Raw genomic sequence first — 21,907 nt, 5'->3', positions numbered from 1 at the left:
CATAATGGATTTTTCGTATTCAGCGACAGAAAAAGCTTTTCAGGAGGAACTGAGGGCGTGGTTAGAAACAAATTTGCCGACAGGTTGGATGGACGGAAAACGCACGCTCCCTAAAGATGAAAAAGAAAAAGGAATTTTCCTTCGTGATTGGCAACGCAAACTATATGAAGGGAAATGGGCAGGCATTTCTTGGCCAAAAGAGTATGGGGGCAGAGAAGCTTCTCTGATCGAACAAGTCATTTACGAACAAGAAATGGTCAGGGTTAGTGCCCCACCTGTTTTGAACATCATTGGCACTGCAATGGTTGGCCCGACTTTACTTCAAATTGGGACCGAAGAGCAAAAAAATCGGTACGTTCATAAAATTTTAAACGGTGAAGAAATATGGTGCCAAGGCTATTCTGAGCCGAATGCAGGTTCTGATTTAGCAGCGATACAAACGAGAGCCGAAAAAAAGGGAGACCGGTGGGTCATCAATGGTCAAAAAGTTTGGACGAGTTACGCTCATTATGCCGATCAATGTTTTTTATTGGCCAGAACCGATAATAGCGGAAAAAAACACAACGGAATCACTGCTTTCTTAGTTGACATGAATCAAGAAGGTGTAGAAACAAAGCCAATCAGATCAATCGATGATAATCCAATTTTTAATGAAATGTTTTTCACGGATGCCATTGCTTATGATGAAGATATCGTCGGCGAAATTAACGAGGGGTGGAAAGTATCGCTCATCCTATTAAGTCACGAACGAGTCGGAGTAGCCAGAAGAACGTTTGCCATCCAGAAGCAGTTTGAGGAGTTGGTTGACTTGGCGAAAACCTTGCAAAAGAATGGTCGCTCACTGATTAAGGATCCAATCGTGCGCCAAAACCTTACCCGTTTCCGGGCCAGGTCGAGAGCACTTTTGATGAATTACTATCGACATCTGACAAACATCATACGCACCGGTCGTCCGGGACCTGAAGGATCCATGGATAAAATGGCATCCAGTGAATTGGCTAAAGAAATGTACGCCTATGCAATGACATTAAGTGGTTCGGGGAACGTATTGTGGAAAGAAGATGCAATCGTATCATCGGATTGGCAGGAAAATTATTTGCGGTCGTTTGGTTTCACTATCGAGGGAGGCACTTCTGAAATTCAAAAGAATATCATCGCGGAACGAATGCTCGGATTGCCGAAAGATGTAAAATATTAATAAGTTGCACAATTTTCAAGGATGAGAAGGGGTGGATAAGGTGGATTTCGCATTAAATGAAGATCAAGAAATGTTCCAAACGTCAACGCGGCAATACCTAAAATCAAAAGGGGGGTTAGAAATTCCACGTCGTTACATGGACGGGGAAGTGAACATTTTGCAAGATATGTGGCATGGCTTAGCCCAACAAGGGTATTTGGGCGTTAATGTTTCGGAAAGCTATGGCGGGCTTGGACAAGGATCGCTTAGTTTGGTTCCGATATTAGAAGAGATGGGACGTGCCATCATCCCCGGGCCTTATCCGGAAACGATGGCAGTGGCGGTTCCTCTACTGGAGGCTTATGGAACGGATGAACAAAAGGAGAAGTATTTGCCGGAAATTGTAGATGGTAAACGGAAACTGACACTGGCCCTCCATGAATTAAATGGGGAAATTGCCCCGGCAAATATCCAATTGACCGCAAGCGAGGGTGATGGAGACTATACACTGAACGGAACAAAAATATTAATCCCACACGGGGACGTGGCTGATACGTTAATTGTACCTGTCCGTACAGGGGGGATTCATAGCGAGTACGGCATTTCCTTGCTATTGGTTGACCGGGAGGATGCAAACGTAAAGATACAAGAACAACAAAGTTTAGAGCAAACGAGAAAAATAGTAAGAATAGCGTTTGAGGAAACAAAAGTAGCTAAACAACAGCTGTTAGGACCGAAACATGCAGGCTGGGGCGCTTTGCAATTCGCCATAAACGATTTACATGTCGCTTTATGTTCAATGATGGTTGGCGGCATCGATAGAGTTGTAGAAATGGCGAATGAATATGGGCAAACACGGATGCAATTTGGCCAACCGATCGGGCGCTTTCAATCTATTAAGCATCGCATCGTAGATATGAGAATGGATTTGGAAAGTTCACGGTCGCTCACCTATTATGCAGCTTGGGCCTTGGAAAATAACGCTGACGATATGGTAGAAGCAATCGCGCTTGCACGTTCTTTCACCTCGGAAGCATTTGTCCGGACGGCAAGTGACAATGTTCAAATTCACGGCGGAATGGGATTCACGTGGGAATTTGATTGCCATTTATTTTTAAAACGTGCGCGTGCACTAGAAAATTACCTTGGATCTTCAGACGACTGCCTTGAAATCGCTGCCGGTGAATTAGGTTGGTAATGGAGGCTTAATCATGCATTTAGGCAAACTGTTCGAGAGGTCAGCAGAAAATTTCGGTGAACTGGAAATGGTGACGGACGGAGAATACCAAGCAACATATCACGAAGAACTTGAACGCACACAACGACTGGCATCTGCCATGAAGGCGGCAGGTGTGCAAAAAAATGACCGTGTTGCTTTTATTGATACTAACCGGTATGAATTTTTTGAAATCCTTTTTGCGACTGTATCATTGGGTGCCGTCTTCGTACCTATCAATTACCGGGCAAAAGCACAAGAATTGGAATACATGTTGGATCGGGTGGATATAAAAATGGTTTTTGTCGGGGAACGTTACTACCCGATGGTTCAACAGGTGAAGCGTCATGTGCTTTCATTGGAAAATGTTGTGTTATTTGAAGGGGATCATGAGGATGCAATATTTTACAAAGACCTTTTGAAGCGTGGCGTTCAAACAAAATCAGCCCATGAGGGGACAGAAGAGGATCTTGCCGTTCTTTTATTTACAAGTGGAACGACGTCTCACCCTAAACCGGTGATGCTTACGCACCAAGCAGTGTACAATTTTTTAAACGTCTACCCCTCTTCAGAAAATAAGGAACAAGAAGTTTTGCTCCAACATGTGCCAAATTTTCATGTGGCTGGGCTACTAAATGCAATTATCGGCATTTACAAAGGTGTCCGTTTCGTATTAATTCCGCAGTTTGATGCACAGGTATGGCTTGAGAAGGTCCATACTGAGAAATGCACCCGCACTTTCCTGACCCCGACGATGATGAAACACGTATTGGATCATAAAGAGTTTGATCGCTATGATTTATCGAGCTTGAAATTAGTTACGTACGGTTCGGCACCGGCATCCATCACCATTATCGAAGAGACAATGCGAAGGTTCCCGGAAACGACAGATTTTTCTCATGCTTTTGGGATGACGGAAACGATGTCGACGGTAACTGCTTTAGGTCCAAGTGATCATCAATTATCCGGAACGGGAGAGGCGCTTGAAAAACAGAAAAAACGTCTGCATTCTGTTGGTCGTCCGTTACCTGATGTACGTATACGTATTTGTGATGAAAAAGGAAATGTGCTTCCCCCCGAAAAGGTGGGGCGTGTGGAGCTATTAACATTACGCACGATGGCTGGTTATTTAGGAGATGAAACATCTACACAACAGGCATTCACTTCAGATGGCTGGTTTCAATCCAGTGACATGGGTTATTTGGATGAAGATGGCTACCTTTATATTATGGGAAGAAGCGACGAGCTAATTATACGAGGCGGCGAAAATATATCTCCTTTGGAGGTTGAGGGAGTCATTAGCCAGCATCCGGAGGTGCATGAGGTTTCGGTCATCCCCGTTCCGAGCCTTGAGTGGGGACAAGAAGTGATGGCCATCATCGTCCCGAAAGACGAGAACAACCAGCCGGATGCAGAAGCCATCATTCAATATTGTCGGGAGAATATGACAAGTTTCAAAAAGCCCGGTTACGTCACGTTTGTTTCTGAATTACCCCGAAATTCAACCGGGAAAATTCTTAAGAACGTTTTGAAAGAACAGTATACAGCGAATAACAAAAACTATGAACATATGAAAGGAAGATAACAATGCGTGAAGCAGTCATTGTAGATGCAGTGAGAACACCGGTAGGGAGAAGAGATGGTTTACTAAGTGGGACTAGACCCGATGAATTGGCAGCAAAAGTTCTAAAAGAAGCAGCAAACCGGGGCGGGTTATCTCCAGAGCATGTGGAAGACGTCATTATGGGTTGTGTTTCCCAGATTGGAGAACAAGCGCTAAACATAGGAAGAGTTGCTGCTTTAATTGCCGACTATCCGACGGAAGTGCCCGGCACGACCGTTGACCGGCAATGCGGCTCTAGTCAACAAGCGGTTCATTTTGCCGCCCAAGCGATTGCTAGTGGAGATATGGATGTTGTCGTTGCTGCGGGCGTCGAAAATATGTCCAGAGTTCCAATGGGCTCAACTTATAAGGGAGCAGAGCGGAGCGAAGAATTAACATCGCGCTATGAGATGATCAATCAAGGGCTGTCGGCAGAGCGTATTGCCGAAAAGTGGGGGATGAGCCGGCAACAACTGGATGAATTTTCATTAGAAAGCCATGAACGTGCTTTACAGGCGCAACAAGAAGGGCGCTTTGAGAAAGAAATCATGCCATTGGAAGTGACGACGCCGGAAGGGGAACAGACAATTGTACGGGAGGATTCCGGTCCGAGAAAAGGATCGACGCTCGAGAAGCTTGGCAGTTTAAAGCCCGCATTTCAAGAAAACGGGGTCATTCATCCCGGAAATTCAAGCCAAATTAGCGATGGGGCAGCGGCGCTTGTCCTCATGTCCAGAGATAAAGCAGAGCAGCTTGGGCTTAAACCGCGCTTCCGCGTTTTAGCGCGATCCGTTGTGGGATCTGACCCAACGATGATGTTAACCGGGCCGATTCCTGCCACTGAAAAAGTGCTGAAAAAAGCAGGTTTGACCATCAATGATATCGATATGTATGAAGTCAATGAAGCTTTTGCTCCCGTACCACTCGCCTGGCTAGAAGAAACCGGGGCTGATCCCAAAAAGCTTAATCCTAATGGAGGCGCAATTGCCTTGGGCCATCCGCTCGGTGCAAGTGGCGCCCGATTAATGACAACGATGGTGCATGAATTGGAACGCACCGGCGGACGTTACGGATTGCAAACAATGTGTGAAGGAGGCGGTATGGCGAACGCGACCATCATTGAGCGTATAAATTGAGGAAGGGAGATTCAATCATGTACGAGACGATCAAGGTTGATGTCAGTAACAAGATTATGACGATCACCCTCAATCGCCCGGATCAGCTAAATGCGTATAACCGTCAAATGCAGAATGATTTCATACACGCACTGGATCGTGCAGATTCGGATGATGAGGTCAGGGTTGTCATCGTAACGGGTGAAGGCAGAGCTTTTTGTGCCGGGGCTGATTTGGAAAAGGGTGGCGAGACGTTCGGTTTTGAAGGCTCGATCGAAGAACACCGCGATGGCGGCGGGATATTGGCATTACGTATTTATGAATTAAAAAAACCGATCATAGCAGCCATTAATGGACCGGCAGTTGGTATAGGCGCAACGATGACGCTACCGATGGATGTTCGTATTGCTTCAGATAAAGCAAAGATGGGCTTTGTATTTGCAAGACGGGGGATCACGCAAGAGGCGTGCAGCGGATGGTTTTTACCGCGTATTGTGGGCATTAGCCAAGCGATGGAGTGGGTCTCTACAGGTAGGATTTTCAAGGCAGAAGAAGCGTTGGAAAAGAATCTTGTAAGCAACGTAGTTCCCCTTGGAGAACTCATGGATACGGCTGTTTCCCTGGGTCGAGAAATTGCGGACAATACATCTGCCATTTCAGTAGCGCTTTCCAGGCAGTTAATGTGGAAAATGATGGGTGCTGATCACCCAATGGAAGCGCACAAAATAGAATCGAAGTACCTCTATTGGGTTGGCAAACGGGAGGACGCACGGGAAGGTGTTAATTCTTTTCTTGAAAAACGCGAACCGAATTTTGACATGAAACCGAGCACAGATATGCCGGAATTTTATCCATGGTGGGAAGAACGTACGTTTAAGAGCTGATGTTATGAAGGAGTTAATAAAGGTGAACAGAAAAATAGAACATCTGAAACAATCAATGGACTTGCCGGTTATTATGGCACCGATGTTTTTGATCAATGATGCCAGAATGGTGATCAATACTTGCGCCTCTGGCATCATGGGCACCTTTCCAGCACTAAATGCTCGTACGAATACGATTTTGGAAGAATGGATGAAGCAAATAAACGAGGAATTAGCTACATTAAAACGAGAAAATCCTGAAAGAAACATTGGCCCGTGGGGGATTAACTTTATCGTCCATAAGTCGAATAAACGATACAAAGAAGATCTTAAACTGATTGAAAAATATCAGCCCCCAGTTGTTATTACATCTTTAGGGGACCCAAGCCCTGTTGTTGAAGTCGTTGACAAATATGGAGGCTTTGTTTTATCCGACGTCATCAATATAAAATTCGCCAAAAAAGCCATCGAAAAAGGGGCGGATGGATTAGTACTCGTTGCAAACGGTGCTGGTGGCCACGCGGGGACATTTAATCCTTTTTCTTTTATCCATGAAATCAGAGAATTTTTTTATGGCCCAATCGCTTTATCCGGAGGGATGACAACAGGAGAAGATATTCTGGCCACCGAAGTACTTGGAGCAGATTTTGCATATGTTGGCACACGGTTCATTCCGACGGAAGAAAGTATGGCTCCGCGAGGATACAAAGATATGATTGTGGAATCTTCCATCGAAGATATCATTTACACGGATGCGTTCAGCGGCGTCAACGCAAATTACCTTATTCCGAGCATTCAAAATGCCGGTCTTGACCCTAATAACCTCCAGAAAAAAGAAGAGATTAATTTCTCGGAACTTCGAAATAAAGAAGTAAAAGCCTGGAAAGATGTATGGGGTGCCGGCCAAGGTGTTGGGTCCATCCGCGAAGTTCAGACTGTGCAAGAAGTTGTTGATGAACTAAAAGGTGCTTATGACAAGTCTAAGGAACGTATAACGAGAGGAGTTTATCAAACATGGAACTAAAGAACAATGTAGCCGTCGTTACCGGAGGTTCTTCCGGGCTGGGAGAAGCCGTTGTAAAAAACATCGTGTCTAATGGAGGAAAGGCAGCGATCCTCGACCTTAACGAAGAGAAAGGACAGGACCTGGCTCAGTCTCTCGGAGAAAATGTCATTTATATTCAAACAGACGTTACGGATGAGGAAAGTGTACAATCCGCGTTAGATGAAACTGTAGCAAAATTTGGCTATATGAATGTCTTGGTAAATTGCGCGGGGATTGGCGGTGCACAAAAAACGTATGGCAAAAAAGGAGTGCACGACCTCGGACATTTCCAAAAAGTGATTCAAGTTAATTTGATCGGAACATTCAATGCCATCCGCCTTGCGTCGGAGAAAATGAGCGCCAATGAACCAAATGAGCATGAAGAAAGAGGCGTCATCATTAATACAGCATCTGTCGCTGCTTTCGAGGGGCAAATGGGGCAAGCCTCGTACAGTGCTTCAAAAGGCGGAATTGTTGGGATGACGTTGCCGATTGCAAGAGACTTAGCCAGCTTGGGCATTCGAGTATCAACGATCGCTCCGGGATTGTTTGAAACACCATTGTTCGGGAACGCGCCCGAAAAAGTAAAAAGCGCATTGGGAGAAATGACGCCATTCCCTAAACGGCTTGGCTATCCTGATGAATTTGGGCAAATGGCGAAAAGCATCATCGAGAACCCCATGCTTAATGGCGAAACGATTCGTCTTGATGGCGCGATTCGTATGCAGCCTAAATAAAGGAAATAAAAAATAGAAAGGGAGATTATAAATGGCTGAAGTTGTATCCGTAAGCAAGGAGCAAGGAATTGCAACCGTAACGATGGACAATCCTCCGATGAATACATTGGGCGCGCAAATGAGAAAAGACCTAGCTGAAGTTTTCACAGATTTAAAGACAGATAACGAAGTTGTTGCGATCATCTTAACAGGTGCCGGGGAACGTGCATTTATGGCCGGGGCAGATATTAAAGAGTTTCCGGATCGGGATAAAGAAGCGGAGCAAGAAGCATCTTCCACATCGATGGATGTTTTTAGTGTGATTGAAAATACGCCGAAGCCCACCATTGCAATGCTTAACGGCTATACATTAGGCGGTGGCCTTGAAGTTGCGTTAACATGTGATATTCGTATCGCTGAAGAACATGCAAGCGTCGGTCTGCCGGAGGTAAAGCTTGGATTGCTACCGGGAGGCGGCGGTACGCAAAGGTTGCCTAAAATCGTCGGCCCCTCCAAAGCAAAAGAGATAATGTTTACTGGTTCACAAGTGGCAGCCGATGAAGCGCTTCAGCTCGGCATTGTCAGCAAAGTCGTTCCGCAAGGAGAAGGGCTGGCTACTGCGCAAGAATTAGCGACGAAGATTGCACGGCAGTCCCTTCAGGCACTCAGCCGCATTAAGCAATTAGTGAATGAAGGAACGGAAAAACCGCTGGAGGAAGGCCTTAAAATGGAGCGTGAACTTTTTGACGGGCTTTTCGAGACGAAGGATGCAAAAGAAGGCATCAGTGCATTTATCGAAAAAAGACGTCCGGTGTTTACGCACGAGTAATCGGCATACGAACGAGGTATTTGGAGGTGCTCAAATTGAGCTTAAAAGACTTTTCGGTTAAAGACAAAGTTGTCATCATTACCGGGAGTTCTCAAGGGATCGGACATAGACTTGCAACGGGATTTGCCGAAGAAGGCGCTAAAGTTGTCGTTAACAGCAGGAAATATGAAAAACTCAAACCACTGATTGAAGAAATAGAGAAAACCGGTGGAGAAGTACTTCCTGTGCAAGCGGATATGAGAGAGTATGATGATGTCGTAGCGTTAATGAAAAAAGCCAATGAGCGGTTTGGAAGAATCGATCTACTAATCAATAACGCGGGAGGAAGTTTCGGGCATTCATTGGATGAGCTATCACCAAATGCATTCTCGGCGATTACCCGTAATAATTTGGATCAAGTCTTTAATTGTTGCGCTGCCGTCCGGCCATTTATGGCTGAGCAAGACGGAGGCCGGATTATTAATGTAAGTTCGATGGCAGGCATTCGACCCTCCCCGGGCTTGGGAGCCTATGGCGCAGCCAAAGCCGGTGTCATTAGTTTGACCGAAACCCTCGCTTTGGAGTGGTCGAAGTATAATATACTTGTGAACTGCATTGCTCCGGGGTTGATCGTAACCGAGGGGACTAAAGATGTGTTAATACCGACCGAAAAAAAAGAACAAGAATATAGAAATAAAATTCCTGTAGGGAGAATCGGAGTACCGGAAGATATTTTGAACGCTTGTCTTTATCTGGCAAGCGAGGCATCTTCTTATATTACGGCGGAGACGATTAAAGTGGAGGGCGGTCCGCGGCAGGGCTGATTTGAGTCGGGGGTATATGAAAAAAGGTTACTTATATATTGAGGGGGCTGTCAGCGGATGGGCATCGCCCCCTTTTGTTACTGAGTCGACTATTTGCTAGGGCTCAAAAAGCATTGTAAGCGATTTCTTAAGGATTGAAAAATGAGAAACAATGAACAGGGAAATAGTGACGAAAGGAGATAACGATGAAGCAATTGACAATGCATGGTAAGCAGGTTGTTTCATTTATATTTCTAATACTTGTTATCTCAGCATGCTTTACTCCGTCTACTGTTATGCCAACAATAGGGGACGAGGGAAGAATTGAAGCAGACACTTATAATTTAATTTATCATTCTTCCTACACACCAAAAGATGAATCGGACGACTTTGATCCCTTGTATCATGTCCAGGAAAGGTTCATGGACTTGGTTGAAAAAAGGACGGATGGGCGTGTAACGTTTGATGTTTATTATAATAATCAATTGGTAGGACAGGATGAATCCGTCGATGCACTTGCAAATGGAACCATTGATATACAAATGACATCTCCTGATTATTGGGCAGAAAGGATACCGGAAGGTTTTATCGTTAATTTGCCTTACTGGAATATGGGGGCAGAGCATTCCCTTCATATATTACAAGAAACGAAAGTAGGTATGCTGTATGAACAGGCATTGGAAGAATATGATATAAAGCTTTTAAACTATTGGATCAGCGGGACATCTGGGTATATGTCCACTTCTCCTATTTCTGATGTTGAAGCTATGCAGGGATCGATTATAAATACCACCAGTAATTTTGCAATAAATTTTAACGAAGAAGTGGGTGCCGGGACTGCGTCTTTATCGGTGGCAGAACAATATGAGGGACTATATAGGGGAACGATCGATACCATACAGTTCCCATATTATTCATTAGAGAGCATAAGATATGTTGATGTTATTGATTATTTATCCGTTCCAACCTTTAATCCGTCTGTAGGGATGGTTGCGATGAGCCAGTCCACTTGGAACGAACTTCCCGAGGATATCCAAGACATTATGATGGAGACAGCACAAGAAATGGAAGAAACTACAGCGGAAGTGGGACCGAGTTATGATCAAGAAATCTTTGAATTTGCTGAAGACCATGGAGTAGAATTGATCAACATGTCTGAAGGAGATTTTGAGGAAATGGAACAGCTTGCCCAGGAAACCGTTTGGGAAGACTTTGCGTCTGTGAATGATCGTACAGAACAAATGGTCGAATCATTACTTATGGAAAATGAGAAGTGGCTGGAAGAAAACCCTGAAGCAGAAAATTACATGGACCAGTATCTAGATTAGTCTTGTATAAGATGTTGGTACAAGCCACTTACAAATTTATGAACGTGAGGGGATGTCAATGAAACGCTCCGTTATCATGATCATGGATGGGATCACAAAAATAAATAAATCGATGGTATGGATCATGGGCGCATTAATCGCTGTCGTCAGTGTATTGCTTTTTGTCGATGTGCTCTTAAGGTATTTCTTTAGCTCCCCTACCGCATGGGCGTTCGACCTATCAACGTGGAGCACTGGTATCATCGCTTTTGGCCTTGGTGGATATGCATTGGCTATGGGATACCATGTCCGCATTGATTTATTTTTTGAAAGGTTTTCAAGAAGACACAAATGTTTCGTAGATTTGATTAGTGCTGCCTTTTTATTTCTGATGGCGATCACATTAATTTGGTTAGGTATGGATTATGTCATCCATTATTATCAAATCGACGCCATGTCATCGGGGGGGATGGGCATGCCCTTGTGGATTCAATGGCTTATCGTTCCGGCAGGAGGAGCTTTAATCGGTCTCCAAGGCTTGGTGAAAGTCATCAACGACATCTATATTATTATCACCGGAGAAGAACTGTATGATGCCGGGGAGGGTCAATAAATGGAATTATGGATGATAGCGATTATTTTATTTGGATCATTGCTTTTGTTTCTTTTTCTGGGTATTCCGGTAAGCTTTGCCCTCGGAGGCACATCTATTATTCTCGGAATGATCTATTGGGGCGGCCTTCCTAGTCTGGATGGCTTTGTTTTAGGTTCATATGAAAATGTTACGCAAGCCATCCTCACAGCCGTTCCCTTGTATATTTTTATGGCAGCCGTTTTGATGTACAGTGGTTTAGCGGAAGATTTATATGAAGTCATTTACCGTTGGTTCGGAGGCATTCGTGGAGGACTGGCTGCCGGAACATCGGTGATTGCCGCTATATTTTCCTCCATGGTTGGGGTTATTTCTGCATCCACTGCAGCATTGGGGATGGTGTCCAGGCCCTCCATGTTAAAAAGAGGCTATGACGATAAATTAACCTTAGGCGTTATTATGGCAGGGGGTACGTTAGGACTTCTGATCCCGCCAAGCATTGTGATGATCATTTATTCATCGGAATCTGGCGAATCGGCAGCAGCTCTTTTTATGGCCGGAATCGTTCCGGGTTTTTTGGCAGCGACGATATTTATTGTTTATTCACTCGTTTTATGTTTCATAAATCCGGAGAAAGGACCAAAGATTGATTTTGAAGAGCGTTATACTTGGGGGGAAAAATTTCGTTCATTACGTGGGGTCATTCTACCGTTGGTCGTGATTGTTATCGTGCTTGGATCCATTTATTTTGGGGTTGCCACACCGACGGAAGCAGGAGCTGTTGGTGGTGTTGGTGCATTATGTGCCGCAGGTACGAAGAAAAAATTAAACCTGGAAAATATTAAAAGTATATTTCTCATGACCGCTCGTTTAACCGGTATGGTGTTCTGGATTCTAATAGGTGCAGCAGCTTATGCACGTATCGTTGCCGTAACGGGAGTAGGAGACGGATTAGCGGCTATGATTTCTGAGTCCGACTATAACCGCTGGATTGTGTTAATACTAATCCTCGTTTTATTCCTTATTTTTGGGATGTTTATGGACTCGGTGGCTGTATTATTAATCACGGCTCCCTTTTTCTTACCCTTACTTACGGCTTTAGATTTTGATTTGATCTGGTTCGGAGTCTTATTCATCATCACCGTTTGTATAGGAAGCCTCACGCCACCCGTAGGTTTGAGCTTATTTATAATGAAAGGGGTAGCGCCGGAAATAAGTATCGGAAAAATTTATTCGGCGGTATGGCCTTTTGTTTTTCTTCTTTTGTTGCTGATCGTAATCGTATTAATCTTCCCGGAAGTCGCTATGTGGTTGCCGGGTATGATGATGGATTGACACGGATTAGCCGAATAATGAAAAGAGATCCGATGTACGAAATAAACCGTGTGCCATTGTGCGCATACTGAGAAAGTAAAAGACATCAGCCCTGGGAAATACCCCGGGGCTTCTCGGGAACGCTCGGAATCGGAAATGCTGTAAATTGAAAAAATAAAAGCGATTACAAAATAAATAGCACAGCATTCTCGGCAGATAACGAAAGAATATTCAATAGGAGGGGATAGCTGTGAATGGTTTGGATAAAAGAAATTGGTTCGTATTTCTATCTTTGCTGCTACTATTTATTCTTTCTGCATGCGTTACATCGGAATCAGCAGAAATAGAGGGTGGAACTAATGAAGAGGAAACGTATACATTGACTTTCCACTCATCCCTACCGCCCTCTGTGCATGATTGGGAACCAAAGTATTATGCCCAAGAGAAGTTTATAGAGTTGGTAGAAGAAAGAACGGATGGTCGTGTAACATTTGACGTCTATTATAGTAACCAATTAGTTGGTCAAGACGAATCGGCTGATGCTCTGGCGAACGGAACCATTGATATACAGAATATCTCACCATCTTATTGGGCGGAAAGAATTCCGGAAGGAAATCTTGTCAGTCTGCCATATTGGAATATGGGTGAAGAACATACCCTTCATGTACTGAGAGAAACCGAAGTCGGGGCATTGTATGAAGAGGCATTAGAAGATTATGGTATAAAACTTTTACATTACTGGCCTAGTAGTACAACTGGGTATATGTCAACGACCCCACTTTCCAACAATGAAGATATGGAAGGGATTGTAATGAATATTTCAAGTAATTTAACGATTGATTTTAATCAATCAATGGGTGCTGGCATAGCCTCCTTGCCGGCAATAGATCAGTATGAGGGGTTGTATAGAGGAACGATTGATGCAATACAATTTCCATATTACGCACTGGAAACCTATAGTCTTGTTGATACTGTTGATTATTTGGCTGTTCCAACGCTTAATCCGGCTGTTACCCATATAGCGATTAGTAAGGATTCATGGGAAGATCTACCTGGAGATATTCAAGACATTATATTAGAAACAGGTCAGGAAATGGAGGAAGCTGCGATTGAAGGTTCACAACGATACACACAAGAAGTATTCGAATTCGCAGAAAATAATGGAGTTGAATTTGTCAGTATGACTGAAGAAGATTACGAGCGTATGGAACAATTGAGTCGAGAAAAAGTATGGGACAATTTTGCATCTATAAATGAACGAACTGAACAAATGATAGAGCACCTGATGATCGAAAATGAAAAATGGATTGAAGAGAATCCGGAGGCAGAAGATTACATGGATCAGTATTTAGAGTGAAAAAGATCTTACAATCAAGAGAATTTTAATATGTCGTGATGTTGGAGCGGATCATTTTTTATAAGAATGATCCGCCTCTTTTAAGAGGAAGTTGTTACTTAATGCACTTATCCTTCGGATGCCTAAAATAAAATCATCAAAATATTATTGACAAAAAAAATTATAGTATGTAAAATAACACCAAACATTGAAAACGCTTTCTTCATTAATTTTAAACAAATTGTATACAATAGCCGGCAAAACAGAAAGGATGGATATCAATATGGGTTTAAGTGTTTACACCGACGAACATCAAATATTCCGCGAATCATTACGGCGATTTTTGGAGAAAGAGGTAGTCCCCAATCTCGAAGAATGGGATAAGGAAAAATCCGTTCCAAAAGAGATGTGGAAGAAATTCGGTGAACATGGATTTCTATGTCCATGGGTAGATGAAAAATATGGAGGAGCCGGCGTAGGTTTTGAATACTCGGTTATTTCAATCGAGGAAATGGCAAAAATCGGGTTTGACATGGCTACAAGCTTACATAGTGATATTGTGGCCCCGTATATTGCCAGTCACGGGACTGAAGAGCAGAAAGAAAAATGGCTTCCCAAGTGTGTATCCGGGGAATTGCCGCTGGCGATCGGCATGACGGAGCCAAATACCGGGTCTGATTTGGCCAGCATCCAAACGACGGCGAAGAAATCAGGAAATGATTACATTATTAACGGGCAAAAAGTGTTTATTACGAATGGTATGAATTGCGGAATGGTACTGGTCGCGTGTAAAACGGACACAAAAGCTGATCCGCCCCATAAGGGCATTAGTTTAATCGCTGTGGAAGATGGAACACCTGGATTCATTAAAGCAAAAAAATTGGATAAATTGGGTCGTAACACATCTGAAGTTGCGGAATTATTTTTCGAAGATTGCCGCGTGCCCGTCGGTAATTTGATTGGCGAAGAGGGTAAGGGCTTTCAATACATGATGGAAAAATTGCAGCAAGAGCGTCTGATTCAGATTATTAGAAGCCAAACAGATGCGGAAACGATGTTGGAAATGACCATCGATTACTGTCAAACAAGAACGGCCTTCGGGAAGCCGATCAGTAAATTTCAGCATAATCAATTTAAAATCACCGAGATGGCGACAGAGATTGAACTGGGACGAACGTTACTTGACCAATTGCTGGAAGGGCATCTCAAAGGCGAAGAAGATATAAAAAGAGTGTCAATGGCGAAATGGTGGATTACGGAAATGGCCAATCGCGTCGCCTATCATTGTTTGCAGCTGCACGGCGGCAACGGTTACATGGAGGAGTATTCGATTGCGCGCCGATACCGCAATGTCCGTATGGACACAATCGCGGCCGGAACAACGGAGATCATGAAATTAATCATCGCAAGACAAATGAAATTGTAAGATTTGAAAGGGGAAAACATGGGACATTTAGATGACAAAGTGGCGATTGTGACAGGCGCAGGACGGGGGATCGGACGTGAAGTTGCTTTGCTGATGGCAAGTGAAGGTGCAAAAGTACTTGTCAATGATTTGGGTGGTGAAGCAAGTGGAGAAGGAAAAGACATTAAAGTTGCTGATCAAGTAGTTGCTGATATTCAAGAAGCAGGAGGAGAAGCTGTTGCGAATTACGATTCTGTCGCGGAGTTCGAAAATGGCCAAAAAATGGTGCAACAGGCGATTGATGCTTTCGGCAGTATTGATATCGTCGTCAATAATGCCGGCATCTTAAGAGATCGCATGATTTTTAATATGACAGAAGAAGAATGGGATACCGTTATCGGCGTCCACTTAAAAGGGACATTCAATATGACGCGTGCGGCTGCCCCACATTTTAAGGCACAAAAAAGCGGGCGTTTTATTAACTTCAGTTCTACTTCCGGACTCATCGGAAACATCGGACAGGCCAATTACGGTGCGGCGAAGTTGGGGATCGCCGGGATAACGAAAGTGACGGCACTTGATATGGCCCGTTATAACGTTACGGCCAATACGATCGCCCCGTTTGCGTGGAGTCGTCTCATCGGCACGATTCCAACGGAAAATGAAGAACAAGAGCAGCGGGTGGGAAAATTGAAAGAAATGACTCCTGCCCATATCGCTCCCATCGTATCGTACTTAGGAAGTGATGATGCAGCGGATGTGACCGGTCAAATCTTTGGCGTTCGCGGCAAAGAAATTATGCTGTTTTCGCAACCACGACCGATTCGTTCTGCCTATAGTTCCGAAGGGTGGAGCGTTGAAGATATAGGCAACACGGTAAAGGAAGCGTTTAAAAACGACTTCACATCCCTTGATGTTTCATCCGATGTATTTCCTTATAACCCATTGGTGTGATTTTAAAAAGGAGGGATTCATGTGTCAGCAGAGCAATATAAACAACCGATGCTACCGGAAGGAAGTTTAAAAGGAAAAGTTGCTATTGTCACAGGAGGAGCAACAGGTCTCGGCGAAGCGATGGCTAAGGAATATGCACGCTTGGGTGCCGATATTGTCATCGCGAGCCGCAAACAGGAAAAGTTGGACGAAGCAAAAAAAGAAATTGAAAAGTATGGAACAAAGGTTAAGACCATACAAGTAGACGTCCGGGAACCGGATCAAGTGGAGAGAATGGTGATCGAAACTGTATCGGCATTCGGGAGAATAGATATTTTAGTCAACAATGCCGCCGGAAATTTTCTCGTTAAAGCCATCGATATGTCAACGAATGCATGGAATACCGTCATTAATATCGTCTTGAATGGAACTTGGTATTGCAGTCAGAGTGTCGCTAAACAAATGATTGCCCAAGGCACATCAGGGGCAATTTTAAACGTGGGAGCAACTTATGCTTGGACCGGTGGGCCATTAACTGCCCACTCAGCCGCAGCAAAAGCGGGCGTATCAGCATTGACAAAAACATTAGCTGTTGAGTGGGCGCCTCATAATATACGTGTGAATATGATCACCCCGGGACCAACGGAGGATACTGGCGCAGTTAGTCAATTGTGGGCAAGTCCGGAACAAGAGGAAGAGATATTAAAAAATGTCCCGGCCCACCGACTGTCGACACGTCAGGAAGTGGCAAACTTAGCATCCTACCTAGTCAGTGATTATGCAAGTTATGTGACAGGGGCAAATCATGTTATTGATGGTGGGAGCTGGTTGAACAAAGGGAGATATAAGGATGACTTGTAAGCTGATGGGATGAGGTTTGGATATAGCTATCCAGGACAGTATAAATGAATTTAGCCTTGCTTTTACCACCGATATTCCCCGTCAGTGAGTGACTGACTTTTTGTCTAAGAATTACCGCAATGAAACGAAGGGGGGTTATGATGAGTAAAATAAGAATGTTATTAATTTTATCTTTACTATTATTATTTATTTCTGCCTGTGGTAGTAGCCCGTCCGCTACTTCGGAAGAAGAAACATATACACTTACTTATAATATTACGTTTCCGCCTTCAGAATATGATTATGAGCCGAAGCATTACGCGGTAGAAACATTTGCAGAAAGAATTGAGGAAGAAACGGATGGCCGTTTAGAGATAGATTATTACTATAGCAACCAATTAGCACCGGAAGATCAATTGCTTGACGCATTAGCGTCCGGAACCGTTGACATGGGAGGGCATGGACCCTATTGGGGTGACCTTGTGCCGACGAATGATGCTCTTTGGCTTCCCTTTGCAACACAGGGAGAGGAAGACGCGATGCATTTAATGCGAGAGACAGAATTCGGGGACATTTTTGAAGAAAACATGGAGGAATACGGCGCTAAGGTGTTGTTTTATTGGCCCACAAGTTCACAGTCCTTAATGACGAATGAACCGATTAGGAGTCCGGAAGAAATGGGTGATACAAATATGAGGTTACCTACCGGACTATATTTAGACTGGTTTAACGACTTGGATGTAGCTCCTTCTAACATCGCTGCCACGGAAATGTATGAAGCGTTGCAACGTGGGATGATGAATGGAACAATCTATCCTTTATATACATTGGATACGCATAATTATCATGAAGTAGTGGATTATGCAACTAGTCCGGGTATTGTCGATCCGATTGTCTGTATGACTACGATTAGCATGGAAAGCTGGGAACAACTTCCAAATGATTTACAGGAGACCGTTTTGGAAGTTGGAGAGGAAATGGAAGAAAAAGCAATCGAGGGATCCCAACAGTTGACAGAAGAGGCGTTAGATACGGCGGTAGAGCATGATGTAGAGGTAAATGAACTCACGGATGAAGAAATAGAAGCTTTTCAGGAAAGCAGTACACCGCTATATGAAGATTTTGCTGAGATTAACGAAGATACTGCAAGGATGGTAGAAATTTTAGAGGATCGCATGGATTAAATGAGGACTTTTATTAAAGGGAGCATATTGCTTCCTTTACCTTTATTACCGGATTAAGGAGGGGAGCACATGTATACGTTTGTGAAAATTGTTCGCGCGATTAATAATAAAATGTTGTGGGTGATTGGTGCTATTATCTCATTAATGGCCATTTTATTGTTTTATGATGTGATCGCCCGGTATTTTTTTAACAATCAAACACAATGGGGGTTTGATTTATCCGTTTGGTTTACAGGGCTTTCTGCATTTTTAGCAGGCGGTTATGTCTTGTTACATAAAGGTCATGTGCGAATTGATTTCTTTTATGAAAATTTTTCAGAGCGAAAAAAAAGCATGGTTGATCTCGTTACTGCTTTATTCATATTTTTAATCGCGTTTGCCTTTATAATCATAGGCGGAGAAATGGTTTTGCATCTAATGGAACTAGAAGCAGTAGCTTCTACGGGTTTAAATATTTTCATGTGGATCCAATGGTTAATGGTGCCAATCGGTGGGATATTGTTAGCGATTCAAGCGCTGATAGACGTCATTAATGATATGTACACTGTTTTCACCGGAAATAAGTTATGGGAGGAGGAGTCCTAAGTGGATGGTGGAATTGTCGCTTTAATACTGTTTGGATCACTTCTCCTCTTTATGGGACTGGGGATACCGGTTGCATTCACATTAGGTGGATTATCGCTCATTTTTGGTTTTTTCTTTTGGGATGGTCTGTCCAGCGTCGACGGGTTTGTCCTGGGTTCATTTGGTAAGGTTTCTGAATTCACGTTATCGGCATTGCCGTTATATATATTAATGGCTGCCATACTGAGATACAGTGATTTAGCAGAAGATATGTACGAAGCGATTTATCGTTGGTTGGGCGGAATAAAGGGAGGTTTAGCCGCAGGCACAAATGTTGTTTCCTCTATATTTGGTTCAATGACAGGCATAGCAACGGTGGCAACGGCCACACTTGGTGTGACGGCACGGCCTTCCATGCTTAAAAGAGGATATGATAGTAAGCTCATATCAGGCACAATTGTGGCTGGAGGATCTCTAGGGGTATTGTTGCCTCCAAGTATCATCATGATTTTATACGCTTCGGAAGCTGGTGTTTCTACGGCAGCTTTATTTTTCGCAGGAATTGGACCAGGGATTTTAGCGACTTTGGTTTTTATGGCGTATGTCCTTATCGTTTGCTATATTAAACCGGAGATGGGACCGTCAATAGACAAGGCGAATCGGTTTACATTTGGAGAAAAATTAACATCACTAAAAGGGATTCTATTACCTGTAAGCATCATTATCTTAGTGTTAGGTACAATATACACTGGGGTAGCCACACCTACGGAAGCTGCTTCGGTGGGCGTGATGGGAGCCGTTGTTAGTGCCGGTATTAAGAAAAAAATGAACTGGTCCAATATTAAGCAAATGTTTATGATGACAGTACGCATTAACGGGATGGTGTTTTGGCTCCTTATAGGTGCAACGGCTTATGCCAGAATCGTAACGGTTTCTGGTGTAGGTGATTGGTTTGCCGGGACAATTACAGGTTTGGATGTTAATCGCTGGTTGATTTTGGTAGGGATATTACTCATCTTTTTTATCCTGGGTATGTTTATTGATCCAGCAGGGATCTTATTGATGACAGCTCCCCTATTTTTGCCGGTAATTACAGGTTTGGATTTTGATCCTATCTGGTTTGGTGTATTGTTCATTATAACAATGTGCATGGGTTATATGACGCCGCCTTTTGGGTTTAATCTATTTGTTCTCAGAGGTGTTGCACCTGACATTAGTATTCGTGAATTGTACGTTTCCGTCTGGCCTTTCGTAGGTTTGTATATTTTAGTCATCATTCTCGTTATGGTATTTCCGAATATCGCACTTTGGCTACCTGATAATTTTATGAATTAACTCACTCGTTTAGGAGGTTATGTTTCTATGAATAAACCATGGTATAGCAATTGGCCGAAAGGGCTTCCAAAAAGCATGGATTTTCCTGAATTGCCCGTGCACTCTATTTTAAAAGGGTCTGCGAACCGTTTTCCGGATCAAGTCGCGCTAACTTTTAAGGATCAAAATTGGACATTTGCAGAGATATATGATCAAACTTTACGGTTTGCCCATGCTTTGCATACGTTAGGAATCCGCAAAGGGGATGTCGTATCCATTCATATGCCGAATTGTCCTCAATATATGATCGCATATTACGGTATAATGATGAATGGGGCTATTTTCTCTCCGGTCAATCCGATGCTCACGGGGCGTGAATTAAGTCATCAATTAAAAGATTGTGAAGCGCGGGCTATAGTGACACACGAGACAGCTGCAGATACATTGAGGAAAGTTTTACCGGAGACCGTGATAGACATAGTTGTCTTAACAGGTGAAAAGGATGATGAGACTGAAGAATGGCCGGATGATTGGTATCGGTTATCAGCTTTGCTATCAAACTATGAACCTAAATGTCCGGAGGTGGATATCGAACCTAAACGGGATTTGGCGCATATCGCCTATACAGGCGGGACGACGGGGCGATCCAAAGGTGTGATGATCACCCACTATAAGGCGGTGTGTAACATCATTCAATCATGCTGTTGGTCGAGTGGGCTCTTGCATGACGTGGAAGATGGCGGGCTTATCGTTAATTCTGCGTCCGAAATTTCTAAAGAGGAATTTCCGGTACCGGTAGGCACCGGGACAGTCTTGAACATTTCCCCTTGGTATCACGCGATGGGGACGTTAGGTTACATGAATAATTTAATTTTGCAAGGAGCCAGAATTGTATTGCACACGCGTTTCCAACCCGAAGATTATTTAGATGCCATCGAACAGTATGGAATAACAACGATTGGCGGATCAGCGCCGATGTTTAGTGCCCTTGTCAATGCTGAGAGCATTAATGATCGCGACCTTACTTCCGTTCGTCAAGTTCGTTCCGGTGCAGCCCCCATTTCTAAAAAAGTGTTACAGCGCTTACATGAACTGTTTCCAAACGCGATTATATCAGAAGGCTACGGCTTAACCGAAGCTTCGATGATGCACACCTCAAACCCGGGGAACAAGTCGGGGCTCCGAAAATTAGGCTCCGTTGGCATGCCGGTTTTTGATACCGATATCAAAATCGTAGCGGATGATTCCGATGAGCCTCTTCCTATCGGGTGTTCCGGGGAGGTTTGTGCCAAAGGCCCCCAAATCATGAAAGGTTACTATAAAAAGCCTGAAGAAACCAAAGAAGTGTTAAAGGATGGTTGGTTAAGAACAGGCGATATCGGACAGTTGGATGAAGATGGCTATCTCTATATCGTTGATCGCAAGAAAGATATGCTCATTCACAAAGGATACAACGTTTATCCGAGGGAGCTGGAAGAACTATTGATGCAACATTCATTGGTAGCCAATGCCGCTGTTGTTGGAGTCCCTCATGAGGAAAGTGTTGAAATTCCAATCGCTTTCGTTATATTAAAATCGAAGCCTGATTCATTGGATATTGTGTCAACCAAAGAACGAATCATGACTGATATAAATAAACAAGTCGTTCCTTATAAAAAAATTCGAGACGTATATATCGAAGAAGAGCTTCCGATTACCGGTGCAGGCAAAATTTTAAAACGAGCTTTAAAAGAAAAAGCAGCACAAAGCCATCGTTAAACTCAAAACGGAGG

General features: G+C 43.6%; 20 protein-coding genes. All 20 read left to right on the top strand.

Annotation, left to right across the window (positions count from 1 at the left end; all coding sequences use genetic code 11):
- The first annotated feature begins 4 nt into the window (after nucleotides 1-4).
- The 20 genes from HUG15_RS13350 to HUG15_RS13255 all read left to right on the top strand — a co-directional run bounded on the left by HUG15_RS13350 (nucleotide 5) and on the right by HUG15_RS13255 (nucleotide 21,893).
- The gene (locus HUG15_RS13350; RefSeq protein ID WP_200123576.1) at nucleotides 5-1,198 is read left to right on the top strand and encodes an acyl-CoA dehydrogenase family protein; all 1,194 of its coding nucleotides are present in this window, start codon (nucleotides 5-7) and stop codon (nucleotides 1,196-1,198) included.
- A gap of 31 nt (nucleotides 1,199-1,229) precedes the next feature.
- Nucleotides 1,230-2,375: an acyl-CoA dehydrogenase family protein gene (locus HUG15_RS13345; RefSeq protein WP_246516341.1), complete on the top strand. Its 1,146-nt coding sequence runs from the start codon at nucleotides 1,230-1,232 to the stop codon at nucleotides 2,373-2,375.
- 13 nt (nucleotides 2,376-2,388) lie between these two features.
- Nucleotides 2,389-3,978 (top strand): class I adenylate-forming enzyme family protein, encoded by a 1,590-nt coding sequence (locus tag HUG15_RS13340; protein WP_200123575.1) that lies wholly within the window; start codon nucleotides 2,389-2,391, stop codon nucleotides 3,976-3,978.
- A 2-nt stretch (nucleotides 3,979-3,980) separates the two neighbouring features.
- Nucleotides 3,981-5,132, top strand: a complete 1,152-nt coding sequence (locus HUG15_RS13335) for a thiolase family protein (protein WP_200123574.1) — start codon at nucleotides 3,981-3,983, stop codon at nucleotides 5,130-5,132.
- 17 nt (nucleotides 5,133-5,149) lie between these two features.
- A complete protein-coding gene (locus tag HUG15_RS13330; RefSeq protein WP_200123573.1) occupies nucleotides 5,150-5,995 on the top strand; it encodes a crotonase/enoyl-CoA hydratase family protein in 846 nt (281 codons plus the stop codon).
- 55 nt (nucleotides 5,996-6,050) lie between these two features.
- Nucleotides 6,051-6,998, top strand: coding sequence for an NAD(P)H-dependent flavin oxidoreductase (locus HUG15_RS13325; RefSeq protein WP_246516656.1), 948 nt, complete (start codon nucleotides 6,051-6,053; stop codon nucleotides 6,996-6,998).
- Nucleotides 6,989-7,756: a 3-hydroxyacyl-CoA dehydrogenase gene (locus HUG15_RS13320; RefSeq protein ID WP_200123571.1), complete on the top strand. Its 768-nt coding sequence runs from the start codon at nucleotides 6,989-6,991 to the stop codon at nucleotides 7,754-7,756. The genes HUG15_RS13325 and HUG15_RS13320 overlap by 10 nt, the downstream gene beginning before the upstream one ends.
- 31 nt (nucleotides 7,757-7,787) lie before the next feature.
- Nucleotides 7,788-8,564, top strand: a complete 777-nt coding sequence (locus HUG15_RS13315) for an enoyl-CoA hydratase/isomerase family protein (protein ID WP_200123570.1) — start codon at nucleotides 7,788-7,790, stop codon at nucleotides 8,562-8,564.
- Between the two features lie 35 nt (nucleotides 8,565-8,599).
- Entirely contained in the window at nucleotides 8,600-9,367 is a 768-nt protein-coding gene (locus HUG15_RS13310) for an SDR family NAD(P)-dependent oxidoreductase (RefSeq protein ID WP_200123569.1), read from the top strand.
- Between the two features lie 185 nt (nucleotides 9,368-9,552).
- Complete coding sequence (locus HUG15_RS13305) at nucleotides 9,553-10,674, top strand: TRAP transporter substrate-binding protein (RefSeq protein ID WP_200123568.1); 1,122 nt, start codon at nucleotides 9,553-9,555, stop codon at nucleotides 10,672-10,674.
- A 58-nt stretch (nucleotides 10,675-10,732) separates the two neighbouring features.
- Nucleotides 10,733-11,266: a TRAP transporter small permease subunit gene (locus HUG15_RS13300; RefSeq protein ID WP_200123567.1), complete on the top strand. Its 534-nt coding sequence runs from the start codon at nucleotides 10,733-10,735 to the stop codon at nucleotides 11,264-11,266.
- Nucleotides 11,267-12,580: a TRAP transporter large permease gene (locus tag HUG15_RS13295; protein ID WP_200123566.1), complete on the top strand. Its 1,314-nt coding sequence runs from the start codon at nucleotides 11,267-11,269 to the stop codon at nucleotides 12,578-12,580.
- Nucleotides 12,581-12,809: 229 nt separating this feature from the next.
- The gene (locus HUG15_RS13290; protein WP_200123565.1) at nucleotides 12,810-13,916 is read left to right on the top strand and encodes a TRAP transporter substrate-binding protein; all 1,107 of its coding nucleotides are present in this window, start codon (nucleotides 12,810-12,812) and stop codon (nucleotides 13,914-13,916) included.
- Nucleotides 13,917-14,178: 262 nt separating this feature from the next.
- Nucleotides 14,179-15,321 carry an acyl-CoA dehydrogenase family protein gene (locus HUG15_RS13285; protein WP_200123564.1) on the top strand — a complete coding sequence of 381 codons (1,143 nt, stop codon included), beginning with the start codon at nucleotides 14,179-14,181 and terminating at the stop codon, nucleotides 15,319-15,321.
- 18 nt (nucleotides 15,322-15,339) lie between these two features.
- The gene (locus HUG15_RS13280) at nucleotides 15,340-16,254 is read left to right on the top strand and encodes an SDR family NAD(P)-dependent oxidoreductase (protein WP_200123563.1); all 915 of its coding nucleotides are present in this window, start codon (nucleotides 15,340-15,342) and stop codon (nucleotides 16,252-16,254) included.
- A gap of 48 nt (nucleotides 16,255-16,302) precedes the next feature.
- A complete protein-coding gene (gene fadH, locus HUG15_RS13275; protein ID WP_200128978.1) occupies nucleotides 16,303-17,094 on the top strand; it encodes a 2,4-dienoyl-CoA reductase in 792 nt (263 codons plus the stop codon).
- Nucleotides 17,095-17,234: 140 nt separating this feature from the next.
- Nucleotides 17,235-18,257, top strand: a complete 1,023-nt coding sequence (locus tag HUG15_RS13270; protein WP_200123562.1) for a TRAP transporter substrate-binding protein — start codon at nucleotides 17,235-17,237, stop codon at nucleotides 18,255-18,257.
- 69 nt (nucleotides 18,258-18,326) lie between these two features.
- Nucleotides 18,327-18,842, top strand: coding sequence for a TRAP transporter small permease subunit (locus HUG15_RS13265; RefSeq protein WP_200123561.1), 516 nt, complete (start codon nucleotides 18,327-18,329; stop codon nucleotides 18,840-18,842).
- A complete protein-coding gene (locus HUG15_RS13260) occupies nucleotides 18,843-20,156 on the top strand; it encodes a TRAP transporter large permease (protein ID WP_200123560.1) in 1,314 nt (437 codons plus the stop codon).
- Between the two features lie 27 nt (nucleotides 20,157-20,183).
- Nucleotides 20,184-21,893 (top strand): class I adenylate-forming enzyme family protein, encoded by a 1,710-nt coding sequence (locus HUG15_RS13255; RefSeq protein WP_200123559.1) that lies wholly within the window; start codon nucleotides 20,184-20,186, stop codon nucleotides 21,891-21,893.
- Nucleotides 21,894-21,907: the final 14 nt, after the last annotated feature.

It is taken from the genome of Salicibibacter cibarius, assembly GCF_016495725.1.
GTDB classification, from domain to species: domain Bacteria; phylum Bacillota; class Bacilli; order Bacillales; family Marinococcaceae; genus Salicibibacter; species Salicibibacter cibarius.
The sequence above is the reverse complement of the archived record's forward strand: the minus strand, read 5'-3'. Positions and strand labels throughout refer to the sequence as shown.